Annotated in this window: 18 protein-coding genes; all 18 read left to right on the top strand. The window is 44.6% G+C overall.

The window, feature by feature from the left end; translation table 11 throughout:
- The first annotated feature begins 17 nt into the window (after positions 1-17).
- The 18 genes from ACTG2U_RS06495 to ACTG2U_RS06410 all read left to right on the top strand — a co-directional run bounded on the left by ACTG2U_RS06495 (position 18) and on the right by ACTG2U_RS06410 (position 20,744).
- Complete coding sequence (locus ACTG2U_RS06495) at positions 18-3,167, top strand: efflux RND transporter permease subunit (protein ID WP_439974244.1); 3,150 nt, start codon at positions 18-20, stop codon at positions 3,165-3,167.
- 738 nt (positions 3,168-3,905) lie between these two features.
- Entirely contained in the window at positions 3,906-4,973 is a 1,068-nt protein-coding gene (wecA, locus tag ACTG2U_RS06490) for a UDP-N-acetylglucosamine--undecaprenyl-phosphate N-acetylglucosaminephosphotransferase (protein WP_439844658.1), read from the top strand.
- A gap of 105 nt (positions 4,974-5,078) precedes the next feature.
- Positions 5,079-6,185 (top strand): dTDP-glucose 4,6-dehydratase, encoded by a 1,107-nt coding sequence (gene rfbB, locus ACTG2U_RS06485; protein WP_439974243.1) that lies wholly within the window; start codon positions 5,079-5,081, stop codon positions 6,183-6,185.
- The gene (rfbD, locus tag ACTG2U_RS06480; protein WP_439974242.1) at positions 6,185-7,072 is read left to right on the top strand and encodes a dTDP-4-dehydrorhamnose reductase; all 888 of its coding nucleotides are present in this window, start codon (positions 6,185-6,187) and stop codon (positions 7,070-7,072) included. Before rfbB ends, rfbD begins: the two co-directional genes overlap by 1 nt.
- 112 nt (positions 7,073-7,184) lie before the next feature.
- The gene (rfbA, locus tag ACTG2U_RS06475; protein WP_439974241.1) at positions 7,185-8,063 is read left to right on the top strand and encodes a glucose-1-phosphate thymidylyltransferase RfbA; all 879 of its coding nucleotides are present in this window, start codon (positions 7,185-7,187) and stop codon (positions 8,061-8,063) included.
- Positions 8,064-8,125: 62 nt separating this feature from the next.
- On the top strand, positions 8,126-8,671 hold the full coding sequence (gene rfbC, locus ACTG2U_RS06470; protein ID WP_439974240.1) for a dTDP-4-dehydrorhamnose 3,5-epimerase: 546 nt from the start codon (positions 8,126-8,128) through the stop codon (positions 8,669-8,671).
- 17 nt (positions 8,672-8,688) lie between these two features.
- Entirely contained in the window at positions 8,689-9,345 is a 657-nt protein-coding gene (locus ACTG2U_RS06465; RefSeq protein ID WP_439974239.1) for a DapH/DapD/GlmU-related protein, read from the top strand.
- Positions 9,346-9,397: 52 nt separating this feature from the next.
- A complete protein-coding gene (locus ACTG2U_RS06460) occupies positions 9,398-10,555 on the top strand; it encodes a glycosyltransferase family 4 protein (protein ID WP_439974238.1) in 1,158 nt (385 codons plus the stop codon).
- On the top strand, positions 10,539-11,768 hold the full coding sequence (locus ACTG2U_RS06455; protein ID WP_439974237.1) for an oligosaccharide flippase family protein: 1,230 nt from the start codon (positions 10,539-10,541) through the stop codon (positions 11,766-11,768). The genes ACTG2U_RS06460 and ACTG2U_RS06455 overlap by 17 nt, the downstream gene beginning before the upstream one ends.
- 72 nt (positions 11,769-11,840) lie before the next feature.
- The gene (locus tag ACTG2U_RS06450; protein WP_439974236.1) at positions 11,841-12,749 is read left to right on the top strand and encodes a hypothetical protein; all 909 of its coding nucleotides are present in this window, start codon (positions 11,841-11,843) and stop codon (positions 12,747-12,749) included.
- Entirely contained in the window at positions 12,739-13,725 is a 987-nt protein-coding gene (locus ACTG2U_RS06445; protein WP_439974235.1) for a hypothetical protein, read from the top strand. The genes ACTG2U_RS06450 and ACTG2U_RS06445 overlap by 11 nt, the downstream gene beginning before the upstream one ends.
- Before the next feature lie 27 nt (positions 13,726-13,752).
- On the top strand, positions 13,753-14,919 hold the full coding sequence (locus ACTG2U_RS06440; protein ID WP_439974234.1) for a nucleotide sugar dehydrogenase: 1,167 nt from the start codon (positions 13,753-13,755) through the stop codon (positions 14,917-14,919).
- Between the two features lie 96 nt (positions 14,920-15,015).
- Positions 15,016-16,143, top strand: coding sequence for a glycosyltransferase (locus tag ACTG2U_RS06435; protein ID WP_439974233.1), 1,128 nt, complete (start codon positions 15,016-15,018; stop codon positions 16,141-16,143).
- 13 nt (positions 16,144-16,156) lie between these two features.
- Positions 16,157-17,440, top strand: a complete 1,284-nt coding sequence (locus ACTG2U_RS06430; protein WP_439974232.1) for a hypothetical protein — start codon at positions 16,157-16,159, stop codon at positions 17,438-17,440.
- Positions 17,441-17,468: 28 nt separating this feature from the next.
- Complete coding sequence (locus tag ACTG2U_RS06425; RefSeq protein WP_439974231.1) at positions 17,469-18,173, top strand: glycosyltransferase family 2 protein; 705 nt, start codon at positions 17,469-17,471, stop codon at positions 18,171-18,173.
- Positions 18,170-19,279 carry a GDP-mannose 4,6-dehydratase gene (gene gmd / locus ACTG2U_RS06420; RefSeq protein WP_439974230.1) on the top strand — a complete coding sequence of 370 codons (1,110 nt, stop codon included), beginning with the start codon at positions 18,170-18,172 and terminating at the stop codon, positions 19,277-19,279. Before ACTG2U_RS06425 ends, gmd begins: the two co-directional genes overlap by 4 nt.
- A 3-nt stretch (positions 19,280-19,282) precedes the next feature.
- Positions 19,283-20,263, top strand: a complete 981-nt coding sequence (gene fcl / locus ACTG2U_RS06415; RefSeq protein WP_439974229.1) for a GDP-L-fucose synthase — start codon at positions 19,283-19,285, stop codon at positions 20,261-20,263.
- Positions 20,247-20,744, top strand: a complete 498-nt coding sequence (locus tag ACTG2U_RS06410; RefSeq protein ID WP_439974228.1) for a GDP-mannose mannosyl hydrolase — start codon at positions 20,247-20,249, stop codon at positions 20,742-20,744. The genes fcl and ACTG2U_RS06410 overlap by 17 nt, the downstream gene beginning before the upstream one ends.
- Positions 20,745-20,748: the final 4 nt, after the last annotated feature.

Raw genomic sequence — 20,748 nt, 5'->3', positions numbered from 1 at the left:
GATGGAGTAGTCGCTTCATGGCTCGATTTTTTATAGACAGACCCATTTTTGCCTGGGTGATCGCGCTGGTGATCATGCTGGCGGGCAGCCTAGCCATCATCAAGTTGCCGGTCGCCCAGTATCCGAGCATTGCGCCGCCCGCTGTCGGTATTTCCGCCAGCTATCCGGGCGCATCCGCCAAAACGGTGGAAGACTCGGTGACCCAGATCATCGAACAGAACATGACCGGGCTGGATCACCTGCTCTACATGTCCTCCCAGTCTGACTCCGCGGGGAGGGTGTCGGTGACCCTCACCTTCCAGCCGGGGACCGATCCCGATATCGCCCAGGTGCAGGTGCAGAACAAGCTGCAGCAGGCGATGTCGCTGCTGCCACAAGAGGTTCAGCAGCAGGGGATCCGGGTTCAGAAGACCTCCAGTAGCTTCCTGATGGTCGCGGCCTTCATCTCCAGCGATGGTTCGATGAACAACGACGATCTGGCGGATTATGTGGTCTCCAACATCAAGGAGCCCCTGAGTCGTCTGGACGGGGTAGGGGATATCACCTTGTTCGGCAGCCAGTACTCGATGCGGGTCTGGCTCGATCCCAACAAGCTCAACCGGGTGCAGATGACCCCAGGTGATGTGCAGGCGGCCATCAAGGCGCAGAACGCCCAGGTAGCGTTTGGCAAGCTGGGTGGCACACCATCGGTGGAAGATCAGCAGTTCACCGCCACCATCATGGGTCAGACCCGCCTATCTACCGTGGAGCAGTTCAACGACATCCTGCTGCGGGTGAATCAGGATGGCTCCAAGGTACGGCTGAAAGATGTGGCCCGGGTCGAGCTGGCGGGCGAAAGCTATGACGCCGATGCGCTCTACAACGGCCAGTCTACCGCCGCGGTCGCCATCAAGCTGGCGACCGGTGCCAACGCGCTGGATACCGCCGAGAAGGTGCGTGCCAAGCTCAATGAGCTGTCGGATTACTTCCCGGCCAACATGGAGATCGTCTACCCCTACGACACCACGCCGTTTGTGAAGATCTCCATCGAGGAGGTGGTGCAGACCCTGATCGAGGCGATCTTCCTGGTGTTCTGCGTCATGTATCTGTTCTTGCAGAACTTCCGCGCCACCCTTATCCCGACCATTGCGGTGCCTGTGGTGCTGCTCGGTACCTTCGGGGTGATGGCGGCGTTCGGCTTCTCCATCAACACCCTCACCATGTTCGGTATGGTGCTGGCCATCGGCCTGCTGGTGGATGACGCCATCGTGGTGGTGGAGAACGTGGAGCGGCTGATGAGTGAGGAGGATCTCTCCCCGCTGGAAGCGACCCGCAAGTCGATGACCCAGATCACTGGTGCGCTGGTGGGGATTGCCTTGGTGCTCTCCGCCGTGTTCGTGCCGATGGCCTTCTTCGGCGGCTCGACCGGCGCCATCTATCGCCAGTTCTCGCTGACCATCGTCTCGGCCATGGTGCTGTCGGTGCTGGTGGCGTTGATCCTGACACCGGCGCTCTGTGCCACCCTGCTCAAGCCGATGAAACATGGCGAGTTTGGTGCCAAGCGCGGCTTCTTTGGCTGGTTCAACCGCGCCTTTGATGCCGGTACCAATCGCTATCAGAGCGGTGTGCGCAAGGTGATCAAACAGGGCGTGCGCTACAGCCTGATCTACGGTGCCATGCTGGCGGTACTGGCAGTGCTCTTTATGCGGATGCCCACCTCCTTCCTGCCGGAAGAGGATCAGGGGGTCATCATGTCCATGGTGCAACTGCCGGTGGGGGCGACCAAGCAGCGTACCGAGGTGGTGCTGGCGGACATGCGCGACTACTTCCTGAAAAACGAGAAGGAGAACGTCGATTCTGTGCTGACCGTATCCGGCTTCAGCTTCGCCGGTAGTGGCCAGAACGCGGGGATGGCCTTTATCAAGCTCAAGGACTGGAGCGAGCGCAAGAGCCCGGATCGCAGCGCCAATGCCATTATCGGCCGCGCCATGGGCTATCTGTTCAGCATCAAGGAGGCGCAAGTGTTCGCCTTTAACCTGCCTCCGATCCCGGAGCTGGGTACGGCGACCGGTTTTGACTTCTTCCTGCAGGATCGCGGCGGTATCGGTCACGACAAGCTGATGGCGGCACGTAACCAGCTGCTCGGCATGGCGGCGCAGGATCCCACCCTGGTGCGGGTACGCCCGAACGGGATGGAAGATACGCCGCAGCTCGATATCAAGATCGACTATGAGAAGGCGCTGGCGCAGGGGCTATCCATCGCGGATATCAACAACACCCTGGCTACCGCTTGGGGATCGTCCTACGTCAATGATTTCGTTGACCGTGGCCGGATCAAGAAGGTCTATATGCAGGCGGATGCCCCCTTCCGGATGAACCCGGAAGATCTGAAACTCTGGTATGTACGCAACAGTGCCGGTCAGATGGTGCCCTTCTCCGCCTTTGCCAGCACCGAGTGGAGCTTCGGCTCACCGCGTCTTGAGCGTTACAACGGCGTACCGGCGATGGAGATCGTCGGTGAGGCGGCGCCCGGCAAGAGTACCGGTGATGCGATGGCCGCCATCGAGCAGATGGTGAAACAGCTACCGGAAGGGGTGGGTATCGAGTGGACCGGGCTCTCCTTCCAGGAGCGTCAGGCCGGTTCACAGGCACCTGCGCTCTACGCCATCTCCTTGTTGGTGGTGTTCCTCTGTCTGGCAGCCCTCTACGAGAGCTGGAGCATTCCGTTCTCGGTGATGCTGGTAGTACCGCTCGGGGTTCTGGGGGCCATTGTGGCTGCCACCCTTCGCGGATTGGAGAACGACGTCTACTTCCAGGTTGGTCTGCTCACCACCATAGGCTTGTCGGCAAAAAACGCGATTTTGATCGTGGAATTTGCCAAAGAGCTCTACGACAAGGGGATGAGCTTGGGTGAGGCGGTGGTGGAGGCGGCACGCCTGCGTCTGCGTCCGATCCTGATGACCTCGCTCGCCTTTATCCTCGGGGTGCTGCCGCTGGTGATCAGCTCCGGCGCAGGTGCCAGCAGCCGCAACGCCATCGGTACCGGCGTGATGGGGGGGATGATCAGTGCCACCGTGCTGGCCATCTTCTTCGTACCGCTCTTCTTTGTGTTGGTGATGCGTTACTTCACTAGCCACCAAAGCAAAGAGGCGAGCATGGCTGCAGCAGTTGAGTCAAAAGGTGACTGATGGCATGCAGGTTGAGCTAATTTGAACAGAGGCTAATAAATCGCCAGTCAGCTTTGGTTTGGCTGACAATCAAGCAGGGCAACCTCATGGGTTGCCCTGTTTTCTGAGCTTGCCGAGAGGTTCGTGTTACCGATTGTTGAAATAAGTCGCAGGGCGCTCGAGCTGGTTGTGATCGGCCTCGTGTTCAGCTTCAAATTGACCCCCAATGAGGAAATTTTTGCTGTTCATCTGGGGGGGATACGAGCTAGAATCCTAGCCTAAATCGGGTCTTTGTGGTGTGCAATGGCGTTATAGATTTGTGATTTCGTCTAGTGATGTACGCCGCCAAAGTACAATTAAATGCTGGAGGACATGATGACCAACAGCTTGAACAATGTGGTTAAAATCAGCGAACTGGGGGCTGCAACCCAGTGCGGTAGCCATGTCTTTGTTTTTTTGACTATTCATGCCGCACGGTTTTTGTAGTTGAAATTTACCAGTGTTTTAAGTTTTTTTATGTAATTAGGTGTTTTGTAACAACCTTTTCATATTTTTGTTCTTGTGTTTGTTTGTAAGGCCTGTCACTGGTTAGTTTAAACGGTCAAGAAAAAGGTTAATTCTTGATGATGACGTTAATAATTGTGGAAAACAAAAATTCAACGGATGAATGATTGAATTTGTTAATAATAGATAAAATGTGTGCAGGCTAGCTAGGATATAGCTTGTGTGCAAGTGAAGGGATAAAACAGGAATCAAATAATGGAGATGTCAGGTATTATTGCCTTTCTTGGCACTGCAATAGCGATCGTGTTTTTACGGCCAATCGCAGGTAAGTTGCAACTTGTTGACCTTCCCAATCAGCGTAAACAGCACGTGGGGGCTATCCCGTTGATTGGGGGGCTTGCAGTGAGTATAGGTGTATATCTAAGTGTATTTATTACTATGCCTCTTTCACTTACGCTGGTTATGTTATTATTTTGTGCAGGAGCTATGGTGGTGATTGGTGCGGTAGATGATGCACTTGATATTTCACCAAGGCTGCGTTTAGGTTTGCAGGCATTCCTTATAGTTGTGTTATGTTTATCCACAGGTGTGGGTCTACACCACTTTGGTGACTTAGTGGGGCTGGGTAATATTAGCCTGCCTTGGGGGGGGGGGGTTGTTGCTGTACTTGCTGTTTGTGCAGCGGTTAACGCCTTTAACATGATGGATGGCATTGATGGCCTCGCTGGCTCAATGGCCGGGATCAGCTTGGTCGGCTTAGCTACTTTGTTCAGCAATACCATGCCCGATATGGCCAACTTCTGTTTGGTAATCGCGATTGCATTGGTACCCTATCTGGCGATGAACCTCACCATCCCCCCCTTTAAACACAAAATTTTTATGGGTGACGCAGGCTCAATGTTTTTGGGCTTTATAATCGGCTTTTTAGTCATTTATGGTTCACAAGTCACTCAACAACACCCAGCATTCAGGCCTGTAATGGCCCTGTGGCTGATGGGATTGCCGCTGATCGACATGGTCGGAATTATGATTCGGCGTATTCGTAAAGGTCAATCCCCACTCAAGGCTGACCGTAATCACCTCCATCATATCTTGTTGCATGCCGGATTTACTCATCGTGAGGCATTGTTGCTAATGGTTGTCACCAACCTTGGCATAGTTTTCATGGGCATTTTGGCTGAAATGGCAAAATTACCTGAGTGGTTAATGATGGTTATCTACTTGGGGTTGTTTGCAGGTTATACCCTATCTCTTAACTATGCATGGCGAGTGGGACGTTGGATAAAGAGCAGTAAAAATCAAGTAAGTAACAACAGTAATTGACCCTTATCTAGGTTTTGCCAAACTGAGACTAAGAGATATATTATTCATTGTTTATTTTATCTTTCATAAATTTGTATTTAACTTCAACATGGCCTAATAAAGAGAATGAAAATACTCGTTACTGGTGGCGCAGGCTTTATCGGCTCTGCCGTTGTGCGCCATATTATCCGTGATACCCAAGATTCCGTTATCAATCTCGATAAACTTACCTATGCCGGCAATCTGGAATCCTTGGCCGATGTATCGTCAAGCGAGCGTTATGTGTTTGAGCAGGTGGATATCTGCAACCGTGCCGAGCTGGATCGGGTGTTTGCCCTGCACCAGCCGGATGCCGTGATGCATCTGGCCGCCGAGAGCCATGTTGACCGCTCCATTACAGGGCCAGCTGACTTTATCGAGACCAATATCGTCGGCACCTATATGTTGCTGGAAGCGGCTCGCGCTTACTGGAATGGTCTGGACGAGGCGCGCAAGGCGGCCTTCCGCTTCCACCATATCTCCACCGACGAGGTATATGGTGATCTGCCCCATCCGGATGAAGTGGCTGCCGGTGAGGCATTGCCGCTCTTTACCGAAACCACCCCCTACGCCCCCAGCAGCCCCTATTCTGCCTCCAAGGCTTCCAGTGACCATCTGGTGCGCGCCTGGCGCCGCACCTACGGCCTGCCCACCATGGTCACCAACTGCTCCAACAACTACGGCCCGTACCACTTCCCCGAGAAGTTGATCCCGCTGGTCATCCTCAACGCGCTGGATGGCAAGCCATTACCTGTCTACGGCAAGGGCGACCAGATCCGTGACTGGCTCTATGTGGAAGATCACGCTCGCGCGCTCTATAAGGTGGTGACTACTGGTGTGGTCGGGGAAACCTACAACATCGGCGGCCATAACGAGAAGCAGAACCTGGATGTGGTGCATACCGTGTGTGATCTGCTTGACGAGATGGTGCCGAAGGCGGGCTCTTATCGTGAGCAAATCACCTATGTAGCGGATCGTCCCGGTCACGATCGTCGCTATGCGATCGATGCGACCAAGATGAGCAGTGAGCTTGCTTGGCAACCGCAAGAAACGTTCGAGTCTGGCATTCGCAAAACCGTGCAGTGGTATCTGGATAACCAGCAGTGGGTCAGCAACGTCAAGAGCGGCGCCTACCAATCCTGGATTGAGCAGCACTATTTCGCGATTGAACAGAACGATGGGGAGCGTGCCTGATGCATATTCTGCTGTTTGGCAAAAACGGTCAGGTAGGCTGGGAGCTGCAACGCGCACTGGCGCCGCTGGGCTGCATCACTGCCGTTGATTTTGACTCCACCGACTATTGCGGTGATTTCAGCAACCCGGCAGGGGTGGCCGAAACGGTACGCCTGGTCAAGCCGGACGTGATTGTCAACGCAGCGGCCCATACCGCAGTGGATAAAGCAGAGAGCGAGCGTGAGTTTGCCGAGCTGCTCAACGCAACCAGCGTGGCCGCTATCGCCAAAGAAGCGGAAGCATTGGGTGCCTGGCTGGTGCATTACTCCACCGACTATGTGTTTGATGGCAGCGGTGAGCGCCCCTGGGTGGAAACCGATGCCACCGCCCCGCTCAACGTCTATGGCGAAACCAAGCTGGCGGGTGAGCAAGGGGCCGCGCTTTGTTCCCGTCACCTGATCTTCCGCACCAGCTGGGTTTACGCCGCCCGCGGTGCCAACTTTGCCAAGACCATGCTGCGCTTTGGCAAAGAGCGTAGCGAGATGTCAGTCATCAATGACCAGTTCGGCGCCCCGACTGGCGCCGAGTTGCTGGCCGATTGCACCGCCCATGCGATCCGTGTGGTGCAGAGTAGACCCGAGGTCGCCGGGTTGTACCATCTGATTGCCTCTGGTACCACAACCTGGTTTGACTACGCCCAGCTGGTGTTTGCCAAAGCCAGAGAGGCCGGGGTTGAACTGGCGGTGACGCAGCTCAATGCAGTTCCGACCAGCGCCTTCCCGACTCCGGCCAAACGCCCCCATAACTCCCGCCTTGATACCGGCAAATTCCAGCGCACCTTTGATCTGGTGCTGCCGGAGTGGACCGTCGGTGTGGAGCGGATGTTGACCGAGATCCTCGGTAAGTAAATTACTGGCCAGGAATTTATTGAATGCGTCCTTGGCTGGCAGGGATAAAACAGAAAGGTGTGGCCGCAAGCCACCCTTTTCTTTTGCATTTTAAAAATAAGAAACAAACATCATGACCAAACGCAAAGGCATTATTCTGGCCGGTGGCTCAGGCACCCGTCTCTATCCTGTGACCATGGCGGTGAGCAAGCAGCTGCTGCCCATCTATGACAAGCCGATGATCTACTACCCGCTCAGCACCCTGATGTTGGCCGGTATTCGGGATATTTTGATCATCAGCACGCCGCAAGATACCCCCCGTTTTGAGCAACTGCTGGGTGATGGCAGTCAGTGGGGCCTTAACTTGCAATACAAGGTGCAGCCAAGCCCGGACGGGTTGGCACAAGCCTTTATTTTGGGTGAAGAGTTCATCGGGTCACACCCCTGTGCGCTGGTGCTGGGTGACAACATTTTCTACGGCCACGATCTGCAGAAACAGTTGGCGACGGCAGCGGCCAAAGAGAGCGGCGCTACCGTCTTTGCCTATCATGTGCATGACCCCGAGCGTTATGGGGTGGTTGAATTTGATAAAGAGGGTACCGCTATCTCTTTAGAAGAGAAGCCACTGGAGCCCAAGAGCAACTATGCGGTCACCGGCCTCTATTTCTACGACAATAGCGTGGTGGAGATCGCCAAGAGCCTGAAGCCATCGCCCCGTGGTGAGCTGGAAATTACCGATGTGAACCGTATCTACCTGGAGCAAGGCAATCTGTCGGTGGCCATGATGGGCCGTGGTTATGCCTGGTTGGATACCGGTACCCATGAAAGCCTGATTGAAGCGAGCAACTTTATTCAGACTATTGAGACCCGTCAGGGGTTGAAGGTGGCCTGTCCGGAAGAGATTGCCTATCGCCAGAAGTTTATTACTGCCGAGCAGGTGTGTGAACTTGCAGCTCCGTTGGCAAAGAATGCGTATGGCCAATATTTGCTAAAAATGGTTGCCAAAGCCTGATGTGGTATGGGGGGAGGAAAGATAGTCTCTCCAGAAAGATTGAATTGAATGCGGATAGACAGATGAATGTAATCAAGACAGCGATTCCTGACGTGCTTATTTTTGAGCCAAAAGTATTTGGTGATGAGCGTGGTTTTTTCTTCGAGAGTTTCAACCACAAGTTGTTTGAAGAGGCGGTAGGATATCCGGTTCATTTTGTGCAGGATAATCACTCCAAATCGTCGAAAGGGGTGTTGCGTGGGTTGCACTATCAGTTGCCGCCGCATGCCCAAGGCAAGCTGGTGCGTTGTGTAGCCGGTGAAGTATTTGATGTGGCGGTAGATATCCGCAAAAGCTCACCGACCTTCGGGCAATGGGTTGGGGTTAACCTGTCAGGTGAAAACAAGCGACAGTTGTGGATCCCGGAAGGGTTTGCCCATGGTTTTCTGACATTGAGTGAGAGTGCAGAGTTTTTGTATAAAACTACTAATTACTATGCTCCACAGAGTGAAGGTTCAATACGGTGGAATGATCCTCAACTAGATATTGAGTGGCCAATTAAAGAGCAAATAAATCTATCTAATAAAGATCAAGATGCGAGTTTTTTGCATTTATCAGAATTGTTTTGAAAAGCGTGGTGATGGAAATGTCCTTACTTGATAGAGTTCAGTCGTATATAGAATTACGTTCTTTTAGAAGAAAGTGGCGTTCGCTTAATACTCATAATAGAACAATTGCTGTTAATATCTTTGATCCTAGAGTAGTTACTGTTGGTCGTGAATCTTATGGCGCTTTAATTATTAAACAGTGGGGTGCAAATAAAGAACGACTCAGTATAGGTAGTTTTGTATCTATAGCAGAAAATGTCTGCTTTTTGCTTGGTGGGAATCATCATTTAAATGGTTTTTTGACCTACCCTATTTATTCAAAATTTAAACAATTGACTCCAGAATTAGATGCTCAGTCTAAAGGAGCGATCATTGTTGATGATGATGTATGGATCGGCTTTGGCGCAGTAATTTTATCGGGTGTTAGACTTGGGCGAGGCGTTGTCGTAGGAGCTGGTAGTGTCGTAACAAAATCATTTCCTGAATATGCAATTGTTGGCGGTAATCCAGCTAAAATAATAGGATTTAGATTAACGGAGAAGGAAAGGGAAATTGCTTCATCACTTGATCTTGAAAACCTATATTTACAGGGTTTAAGTGATGATGTCATTTCTCTTCTATATGAAAGACCAACCGAAAAATGTTTGCATAATATAAATGATTCTATCAATTCATATTCTAAGAATGGCTATTAAAGTACAAGCCTTATTCGATTATATTTCGATGTGATTTAAGAGATAAATTAAAATGAAGAAAGCATTTGTCACTATATTTCCTTTGTTTAGTGATGCCTTAGCCTACAAGGATGTTGGTTTAATATCAAGATACATGAGTGTTTATCATGGCTATGATGGCTTTATTATCTCAAATAAATTAGTCACATTGAGTGATAATGTTTTTGAAAGGGTGAAAAATATTCCATTGGGTACAGATAAAGAGACCGGTAACATCTCTTTAGATATAGCAAATTATGATGTAATTAAAATCATAAAATTCATATCAAAATTATCCAAAACTTATGACAAGGTGGTATTGAATTTTTATCATCTACATAGGAATACAATTTTATTATCAAGTATAATCAAGATGATCTTTCCTAAGTCATTTATATATATCAAGTTGGATATTAGATCTAATGTTGCAAAGGAAATATTTACAAAATCAAATAAATATAAGGGTAGGATTAGGGATTACTTGCTGGGTCAAGTTGACATGTTTAGTGCGGAAACACATGAGGCATATCATTTCTTAAAGCAAGTAGCTTGTGTAGCTGATAGAACATATTTAATACCTAACGGTGTATTTTTAGATGATGGATTAATTGAAATAAATAAGCATGAGAATATAGATAAAAAAGAAAAAATAATTTTTACCGCCGGACGATTAGAATCCTATGAAAAAAACACAAGATTACTTGTTGATGCTTACTTTACCTCAAGACTATGGCTGGAAGGTTGGCAACTCATTCTTGCAGGTAGTTATGATGAAGAGCTTGTCAATTATATAAGAGAAAGAACTTACGAACATATCGGAAAAGATAATAAAATGATAAGTCTAACGGGGCACTTAAATAGAGAGCAGTTATTCGCTTATATGCGTAAAGCAAAGATTTTTGCTTTAAGTTCCCGCTGGGAAGGATTTGCGCTCGTTTTACCTGAGGCTGTTGCTCATGGTTGCATTATCGCCGCCACTGATGTTGGTGGTGTAGCAGATGTAACAAATATGGGGACACTCGGTTTTATCGCAAAAGAGCAGACCGTTGAATCATTTGCAGATGTATTAAAATCTGCCGCCGAAAGTGATCCCTCACTAGGAAAAAAGCAAATGGATTTTGGTATATCTAATTTTGATTGGAAATCTATCAGCGACAAGTTGGCCAAGATCATTGATGAAAAAACAAATTAATCTTTCCTATGGTATTTTAAATACAATTCAAAATGCTATTTTCCCGCTAGTTACGTTACCCTATGTGTTGCAAACTGTCGGACCTGAATTATACGGAAAAAATTTACATGCTGCACTTTTTCATCAGCTATTTTCATTTTTATTTATCTTGGCAATAAATCCATACGCATTACGCCTCTTTAGTCACGCGATAGAAGTTGACAAAAAAATTGTAGAGGAGTCAGTTTTTAGTCGTATAGTATCTTTCCAGTTTATAATGTCATTTATCGCTACTATATTCCAAGTTTTTTTGATTACAGTGCTGGAGCTATTAACGCCACTTTATTTATTATATACATTGATAACCTTCTTTTCCTTCATGAATGTAGAGTGGCTTTTTCAAGCCAAACAAGACTATAGGGTCATATTTTTTAGGACGTTTATTATTAGGGCGTTAGTATTGCTTTTTCTTTTTATTCTTGTAAAAGATGAAAGTGATGCCAATTACTATAATATAATTATGGCTTGCAGTTTGATATTACCTGCTGTCATATCATTTGCTCTGGCGAATAAGACGTATAAAATCAAATTAAATTTTGAAAAAGTAAAATTAGATGTAATCGGTGCTAAGTATTTCTATGCTAATGGTGCAATAGGTAGTGTATATGCATATGTAGGGCAAGTAGTTATTGGTTTTCTTGTGTCAGGTAGTGAACTTGCATTATTAAATATCATGAAAACTATCGTTTCCACTATAATGGCCATACCTAATATGGTCAATAAATTCATTATGCCAGATGCATTTAAAGCCTATAGAAATGGAATGTTAATTGAGCATCATAAAAAATTTTTTATTTTAATGATTGTTTGCTTGGTTTTAGGTCTATACATATTCCATAGTTACGGCTTGATGGTTATATCTAGCTTTTTAGGTGAAAAAGTGGTATTTAAGCAGATGTATGTAGATCTAATATGTTTTTCTGTTGTTGCTACATCTTTAGCTGTCTATATCGATAATCAATCAAGTGTTATTATAGGGCTGGAAAAGATAACGACATTATCGAATAGTATAGTTGCGATCACCGGCCCGTTAACAGCGTATTTTATGTATCATCTTGGCTTTGGATTTTTAAGTCTATTTATTGGGTTCACTCTAGGCGAATTTTTGGGAGTATTGGTAATGATTGTTATGCATATTTGTGTGTATAAAACAAATTTTTGCTCTAGGAATTGAATTTAAATAATAATTCCATTCTGGAATAGTCCCTTTAAAAAGAAAGTCAATAATGTTGGACCTGAGTTTTTAATGAAACCAAAATTGCAAAAAGAAATCATTGCGGTGTTTTTGTCTTATTATCAAGATTATTTTGAAAGTGCCTTGGATGAATTTTTGGCAGTTTTAAAAAACTCTGGTATGCGATATAAATGTATAGTCGTTTTCAACGGTCAATTTGATAAAAATAACGCCATTAATAAAAAGAAATATGAAAATATTTATTTTTCCACTGGTGATAATACGAGAGGCGAGTTTTCTGGTTGGCAGAAAGGTCTTTCATATTGGCTAGATATACTTGCTGATATGAATGACTTGGCTGATAATGAAAATTACTTCATTTTTGCAAATGATACATTTAATCAGCATCGAAAATGGAATATCCGATCAAGAATTGCGATACTGAGTGGAATAGCAGAAATTCAAAGGCATAAAACGATCCCTGTATTAATAGGTCATGCAGATGGGCATTTAAAAGGGCTTTTTATGCAAGATGTACATTTGCATGCTTGGATTAGTACGTTTATTTTTGTCTGTAATCAGAAATTTTTAGATAAAATAAAATGGAACCTAGTCATACCAAGTGAAGATATTAACTCAATCATTAAACAAGTTGATTATAGTGGCATTTTGTGGACTGCTTCGGTAAATGAGGCGTTTAGTCACCATATCAATAAATGGCTGTTCCCAAAAGATGGTCAAAAAGGTTGGTATGGAGCTAATTCAAAATCTTTAGAAAGTAAAAAGTTTAAGTTAATAGCTATACTGAATGAAAAATGGCTAAGCAAAGAATTGATTAAAAGCCAAGGGAAATTAATATCATGGGCCTCTAGGCGAGATTTCATTTTGTTGTTCTTAAAAAATTTAATTAGAGTAGTTAAAGGCATTGTCAAGGCTAACCTAACAGCCAAACTTAAGTTGAGCTTAAATAATGATAGCTAAAAATGAGACTATTTATTGCTACCCGCCCAAAATGGAAATGAATGAATATTTTTCATTAAATTCAGCTGTTTGGGAAAAAATGGGATTTTCTGTTACCTCATTTCTTAAAATAACAAGTAAAATACTCAAGCCATTTAGTTGGAACCGAGATTTATTAATATTAAATTTTTTTGAAAACCTGGTCGTTCAAGATAAACGCTTAATTAAATTAGGAGTGGCGGTTTTATATCTTCTTTTTGCTAAGATTGTTGTTAGAAAAATAATCTGGGTCAGACATAATTACAAACCGCACGATATGAAACCTGGTTCTGAGTGGTATTATGACGTTATTTGCAAAATAATGTATCACTTGGCTAATGAGATCGTTGCTCATCGAGAGGTTGATGGTCTAAATATTACCAAAGTTGTGCCACATCCTCTTTACAGAAAAATAAATATGGATGATGAAGGTCAAGATGATGAAAATAATAAAAAAGACTATGTTTTTTTATATTTCGGATTGGTGAGAGCGTATAAAGGATTGCCTTCTTTGTTATCAGTATGGCCACAAGACAAAAAACTCACTATGCTTGGTTATTGTCAGGATACTGATTTAACTAATGAGATAAATTCAATTATCTACAATAGAAAAATTCTTGTTTCCTGGGAAAATAGTTACATTGAAGCATCTGAACTGGATTCTGCAATATTAAATTCAGATTACGTGGTTATTCCACACGTAGATAATTCCATGATCGTGACTGGTGCTATTTTTCATGCGATGAGTCTTGGCGCAAATGTACTCGTTAATAAATCCGACTTCTCAGCTTGGGCAACTAATGAATACCCATTTGTGCATGAGTATAATAATAATGAACTGCAGGCTATTCTGTGTAGCCTTAATGTGCCAAATAAAAAAAATGTTCTCAATATAGCAAACCAAAAAAATTCGGATAAAAAAATATCCGATGCTTGGAATGCTGTTTTTAATAGTTAATATTCACAATCGTTATAGTGAGTCTGTATGAAAATTGCTGTTGCCGGAACCGGGTATGTCGGTTTATCTAATGCGGTGTTGCTTGCCCAGCACCATGAAGTGGTAGCCCTTGATGTATTGCCAGAAAAAGTGGCACTAATTAACGATCGCCAGTCACCGATTGTGGATGTTGAAATTGCACACTACCTACAAACTCATGTACTTAATCTCACCGCAACGATTAATAAGCAGCAGGCTTATCGCGATGCTGATTTTGTGATAATCGCAACCCCTACCGACTACGATCCCACTACCAATTATTTCAATACACATACGGTAGAAGCCGTGGTGCGTGACGTGATGGCGATTAATCCGGCTGCGGTGATGGTGATAAAATCAACGGTGCCGGTCGGTTTTACTGCCAAACTGCGTGAAGAACTTGGTTGTGACAAGCTAATTTTCTCACCTGAATTTTTGCGTGAAGGACGAGCCCTCTATGATAACCTGCATCCTTCCCGCATAGTTGTGGGTGAACGCAGTGAGCGTGCTCAGCAGTTTGCAGATTTGCTGCTCGAAGGGGCTATTAAAGAAGATGTGCCGGTACTGCTTACCAATAGCACCGAAGCGGAAGCCATCAAGTTGTTTGCCAATACCTATCTGGCGATGCGGGTAGCCTATTTCAATGAGCTGGATACCTATGCCCAATCACTTGGCCTCGATTCACGTCAAATCATTGAAGGGGTCGGGTTAGACCCGCGCATTGGCAATCATTACAATAACCCCTCTTTCGGTTATGGCGGTTACTGCCTGCCCAAAGATACCAAACAGTTATTGGCCAACTACAATGACGTGCCGAATAACCTGATCCGTGCCATTGTTGATGCCAATACTACCCGCAAAGACTTTATTGCCGGATCTATTTTGCACCGGAACCCCAAACGGGTAGGTGTTTACCGACTGGTGATGAAAGCCGGCTCAGATAACTTCCGCGCCAGTGCTATCCAAGGCATTATGAAGCGTATTAAAGCGAAGGGCATCGAGGTGGTTGTGTATGAACCCACTTTAAAAGAGAGCCAATTCTACAGCTCGCGGGTCATTATCGACCTTGAGCAATTTAAAACTGAGTGTGACGTTATCATTGCGAACCGTATGGTGAATGAATTAAGTGATGTTGTCGAAAAAGTTTATACCCGCGATTTGTTTGGGTGTGATTGATAAAGTTCTCTGATTCATCTTGCGACCTTAATAAGGTTAGAGAGTTAACATTTTTACGCGTTTGTGAGTAGTTACCTGCCAAGCATAAGGAACTTTATGCGCGCCCTATTTTTTATTAATGAGACGATAAAAGAGTCATCTGGCATATCAAAAAAAATATTATCACAAGTTTCTGCATTAGCATCAATGTCTGAAACGTGTTATTTTTGCCGGTTAGTTGAATCTGATGGTTATTTTAGTAGGCAAGTCGATGATTATCTTTTAAATGAGTTTGGTGCAGGAAAACTAGGACGCTTAAAATCATGGTTGCAGTTCTATAATCTCGAGCAATTTATTTTAAAAAATGGTGTCACCTTTTTATATATTCGTTATACGCATTATGCTAACCCTCTATTTAATATTTTTTTGAAAAGGATTAAATCGGCCGGGGTTCGGGTTATTATGGAAATACCAACATTTCCTTATGATCATGAATACGATCAGGCTTGTCTATTCAGTAGATTGAAGCTGAAGCTTGAACAAGTTTTTCGTCAAACAATGGCGAATCATGTATATCGCTTCGTTACTTTCTCTAACGATAAAGAGATATGGGGCCGCCCAGCCATCTGTATTTCAAATGCAGTAAACCCTGATTTGTTACCAATTTCAACATCAACATTTAATGGTCTGCAACTCAATTTTATTGCTGTTGCCAATCTTGCTCCGTGGCATGGTTATGATCGATTTCTTCGAAGTTTAGCACACTACTATACTGGGCCGAACAAACCAACGTGTGACATTCACTTCCATCTGGTTGGTGATGGTCCTTTGCTTTCTGATTTAGTGGCCTTAGCTAAACAACTTGATATTACTTCAAGAGTGACATTCCATGGTCCTTTGGATGGTGAGAACTTGGATAAAGTATTCGCTAACGCACATATTGGTGTTGATTCATTGGGGCGGCATCGAAGTGGAAATAACTATAATAATTCATTGAAATCTAAAGAGTACCTGATTAGAGGCCTGCCTATAATTAAGTCACATATCGATTCATCTATTGATATAAATAACTATTGCTATCAGATTTCTGCAAATGAAGAAGTATTTTCTTTAAGCGAATTATTTTGTTGGTTTACAAGCATCAACTCATCACATACCACTATCAGGACTTATGCGACTCAGAAATTTACATGGGTTGTACAGATGGGGCACATACTTAAAAATGTCAATATGCAACGCCTATAAAGTTGACTTTCCTATGAAAAGAACACTTATACGAGTAGTGTTGTTTCTTTTGTTATACCTTTTTATTTTTGGACCAAATTTAAAGCCTTTAGACTTTTTGTTCCCAACTGTTTTTTTATTTTCTGTTTATTTTTTATGTCTATCTTTTATAAATGGGAAAGTTGATTCGAGTTATGGTCTTCTAACTTTTTCCATATTCCCAGTAATCATTTATTCTCTTTTTATTTCTATCTTTTCTAAAGGCAATGAGTATATTTTTTTTATTGAGTTGTTAAAGTTTTCATTTTTCATTACTGGTAGCTTTGGTGTCGTTTCACTATATAGTCGGATGATTGGACTTGATTGGTTTAAAATCCTTCTTTGTGATGTTGTAAACGCATGTATACTTGTAGCTATTACCACGCTGATTATTTTTTTATTCGATCCAGTGAAACAATTTGTTTTAAATGTTGTAAGTTTCAAAATGGCAGATAACATTCAGGTTTTAAAGGGGATGAGGTCAATCGATATTAGTGTGGGAGGGGGAACAGCGTTATCATTGGTATTTGTATTTGGCTTTGTGCTCGTTAATTGCTTGTATTTGTGGGGAGGAGGGGACTCATACAAGAACTCCCTGGCATCATATTTATTTATATTGAGCTCTTTAGTTACTGCTCGAACTGGTTTTATGGTAACATGTTTATTATATGTATCTTTTGTTGTGATTAATGTTTTTCATGAATTCTTTCATGTCTCATGCGACAAGAGAACAAGAATAAAACATTTTGCTATAAATATTGTTATTATATCTTGTTTTGTATCATATGCTCTTTATCAATATAATGATTTGATTTTTAATGTAATGATTCCATGGGCTTTTGAATTATTTATTAATGCTGCTGAATCAAAAAACATTTCATCTGCTAGCACTAGTGATTTGTTGAATAATCATTATTCAATTTCATTGACGGAGACTAACTATATATTTGGTGGTGGCACATTTTTAATTAATAGCGATGTTGGGCCGATTAAAATCCTTTCAAGTGTCGGAATAGTTGGTGCGATATTTCTTGCTGCGAATACAATTTGTTTTGTTTTTTTGATTTGCAATGCAACCAAAAGTATAAATTTTACTAAATTTGAAAAGCATATATGTGTATCAGTTTTAGTTTTTTGGTTGTTGATTTTTGTTGTTAATTTTAAAGAGTTGATTTTCTCAAATAGTAGAGGGGCATTTGTTTTGATAGTGCTGTGTTCGGTTGCCGTTATATGTAACTCATCATTGGTAAATAGAATAAATAAAGTAAATATTCATTAAGCTGAGGCATGGAATGCATGTTACTAATATGATTAGTGTATGTCTAGCCTCCTATAATGGAGGGTTATACATCGGTGAACAAATAGAAAGTATTTTACAACAGTTGCAAGTTAATGATGAGCTTATTATTTCAGATGATGGCTCATCAGATAATACTCTGGCTGTTATCGCTCGCTTCCAAGATGCACGTATTCGGTTGGTCAACGGGCCACGGCAGGGTTTGATAAAAAATTTTGAGTATGCACTTGCTCAAGCTAAAGGAGATGTTATATTTCTTTCTGACCAAGATGACATATGGCATGAGAGAAAAGTAACAGAGTGCTTAACTATATTGTCAAGCGATCAAGTCAGTATGGTGGTGACTGATTGTCAAGTCGTCGATGCGAGTCGAAAAGTTATTGAACCCTCATTTTTTAAAATGCGTCATTCAGGTGGTGGCCTATTTAAAAATTTAATAAAGAATTCATATCTTGGTTGCTGCTTGGCATTTAAACGGCGGATTTTACTAAGCGCAATGCCCTTTCCTGACTCAATTCCTATGCATGATTGGTGGCTGGGGTTAATTGCAAACATGTATGGCAAAGTGATTTTTCTTGATATGCCTTTGTTAAGTTATCGTCGACATGGGGCGAATGTTTCATGCACTGCTGACGTTAGTTCATTTTCATTAAAAGAAAAGTTTTGTCATCGCTCTGTTCTCTTTTTTTATGTATGTTTGAGAGTAATAAAATGAAAAAAAAAGCGTTAATTACCGGCATTACCGGCCAAGATGGTTCCTATTTAGCCGAGCTGTTAATTGAAAAGGGTTATCAAGTTCACGGTTTAATCCGTCGTGCGTCTTCTTATAACACAACCCGTGTTGATCACCTGCGCCAGTTAAGCGACAATATAATCCTTCATTATGGTGATTTGTCTGACAGTTCAAACCTTAATCGCTTAATAAAAGAGATAGAACCTGATGAGGTGTATAACTTGGGCGCAATGTCCCATGTGGCGGTATCTTTTGAATCGCCTGAATATGCTGCAGATGTCGATGCTATCGGCACTTTGCGTATTCTTGAGGCGATCCGTGTGAACGGCCTAGCGCAAAAGACCCGTTTTTATCAGGCTTCCACTTCCGAGCTATATGGCTTGGTGCAAGAGATCCCGCAACGGGAGACCACTCCGTTCTACCCCCGTTCCCCCTATGCAGTGGCCAAGATGTATGCCTACTGGATCACTGTAAATTACCGCGAGTCTTATGGCATGTATGCCTGCAACGGTATTCTGTTTAACCACGAGTCACCGCGCCGTGGTGAAACCTTTGTGACCCGTAAGATTACTCGTGCCATTGCTAATATTGCTCAGGGAATTGAGCAGTGTCTCTGCTTGGGCAATATGGACTCCCTGCGCGATTGGGGTCATGCCAAGGATTATGTACGGATGCAGTGGATGATGTTGCAACAAGAGGTGGCAGAGGATTTTGTCATTGCCACCGGTAAGCAGATTTCTGTTCGAGAATTCGTGCGTATGTCAGCCAAAGAGGCGGGGATTGAACTTGCGTTCAGTGGTGAAGGTGTTGATGAGATCGCCACGGTAACGGCTGTGACGGGTGATAATACACCGGCAGTTAACGTTGGGGATGTCATTGTGCGGGTCGATCCCCGTTATTTCCGACCCGCTGAAGTTGAAACCTTGTTGGGCGATCCTGCCAAGGCTAAGGCCAAGCTGGGTTGGGTGCCTGAGATCTCTGTCGAACAGATGTGTTCCGAAATGGTGGCCAACGATCTGCAACAAGCCAAACAGCATGCTTTGCTCAAGGCAAATGGCTTTGATGTGGCTATCTCACTGGAGAATTAAGAGATGAGCGAGCAGAGCATCCATAAAAAGCGTGTGTTTGTCGCTGGCCATCGAGGGATGGTCGGCTCGGCTATCTGCCGCCAGTTGGCCCTTCGAAATGATGTTGAGCTGGTCGTTCGTTCTCGTCGTGAGCTGGATCTGACTCGCCAGGAGGCTGTAGAGCGTTTTTTTGCAAATGAAGCGATCGATGAGGTCTACTTAGCGGCTGCCAAGGTGGGCGGGATCCATGCTAATAACACCTATCCAGCAGAGTTTATTTATGAAAACTTGGTGATGGAGTGCAATATCATTCATGCCGCACATCAGGCGGGCGTTCAGAAGTTATTGTTTTTGGGATCTTCCTGTATTTATCCCAAGCTGGCCGAGCAACCCATGACCGAGGCTGCACTGCTGACAGGGAGCTTGGAGGGCACAAATGAGCCATATGCCATTGCCAAGATCGCAGGTATCAAGCTGTGTGAATCGTATAATCGCCAATATGGTCGAGATTATCGCAGCGTGATGCCTACCAATCTGTATGGCGAAAATGACAATTTCCACTCGGAAAATTCACATGTTATCCCGGCACTGCTGCGCCGCTTCCACGAAGCCAAGTTACATGGTGATAAAGAGGTGGTGGTGTGGGGCAGCGGTACGCCGATGCGCGAGTTTTTGCATGTTGATGATATGGCGGCCGCCAGCATTCATGTGATGGAATTGGCGAACGAGGTATATCAGGTCAATACCCAGCCGATGCTGTCCCATATCAATGTGGGAACCGGTGTCGATTGTACAATCCGCGAGTTGGCAGAGACTATGGCTAGGGTGGTGGGGTTTGCCGGTGAGGTAGTATTCGATGCTACTAAGCCTGATGGTACTCCGCGAAAACTAATGAATGTAAGCCGCTTGGCTAACCTGGGTTGGCATTATACCCATTCATTGGAAGCAGGCCTGACCCTGACTTATCAGTGGTTCCTGGAGCACCAAGATGCCTTCCGTAAATAATGACGTCCCAAATATACTAAGTCATTGGTTAGATAAGACGCAATTTCAACTGATAGTGGCGGCTACGCCACTTATCTCGATTGATTTGATTGTGCGCAACGAGCTTGGGCTGATACTGCTTGGGCGTCGTTTAAACCGCCCGGCGCAAGGTTTCTGGTTTGTCCCGGGTGGTCGAGTTCGTAAAGACGAACGGTTAAATGATGCTTTTTTGCGTTTAACTGAGGAAGAATTAGGGGTTGCAGCTTGTCGTGACAATGCCCGCTTCCTCGGTCCTTATGAGCACTTTTATACCGATAACTTCTCGGGTGAAGATTTTTCAACCCATTACGTGGTGTTGGGGTATGAAGTGGCATGGCAAGGAGCGCAAGATGCACTGCCATTGAGCCAGCATGACCAATATCGCTGGTGTAGCGTCAATGAGTTGCTGAAAGACCCGAGTGTGCATCCGCATACCAAAGATTATTTTTTAGAAAGGACGTAATGCC

Origin of the sequence: Aeromonas sp. 95A, assembly GCF_051919235.1 — a bacterium.
GTDB classification, from domain to species: Bacteria; Pseudomonadota; Gammaproteobacteria; order Enterobacterales; family Aeromonadaceae; genus Aeromonas; species Aeromonas veronii.
This window is presented reverse-complemented; position numbering and strand designations above follow the sequence as displayed.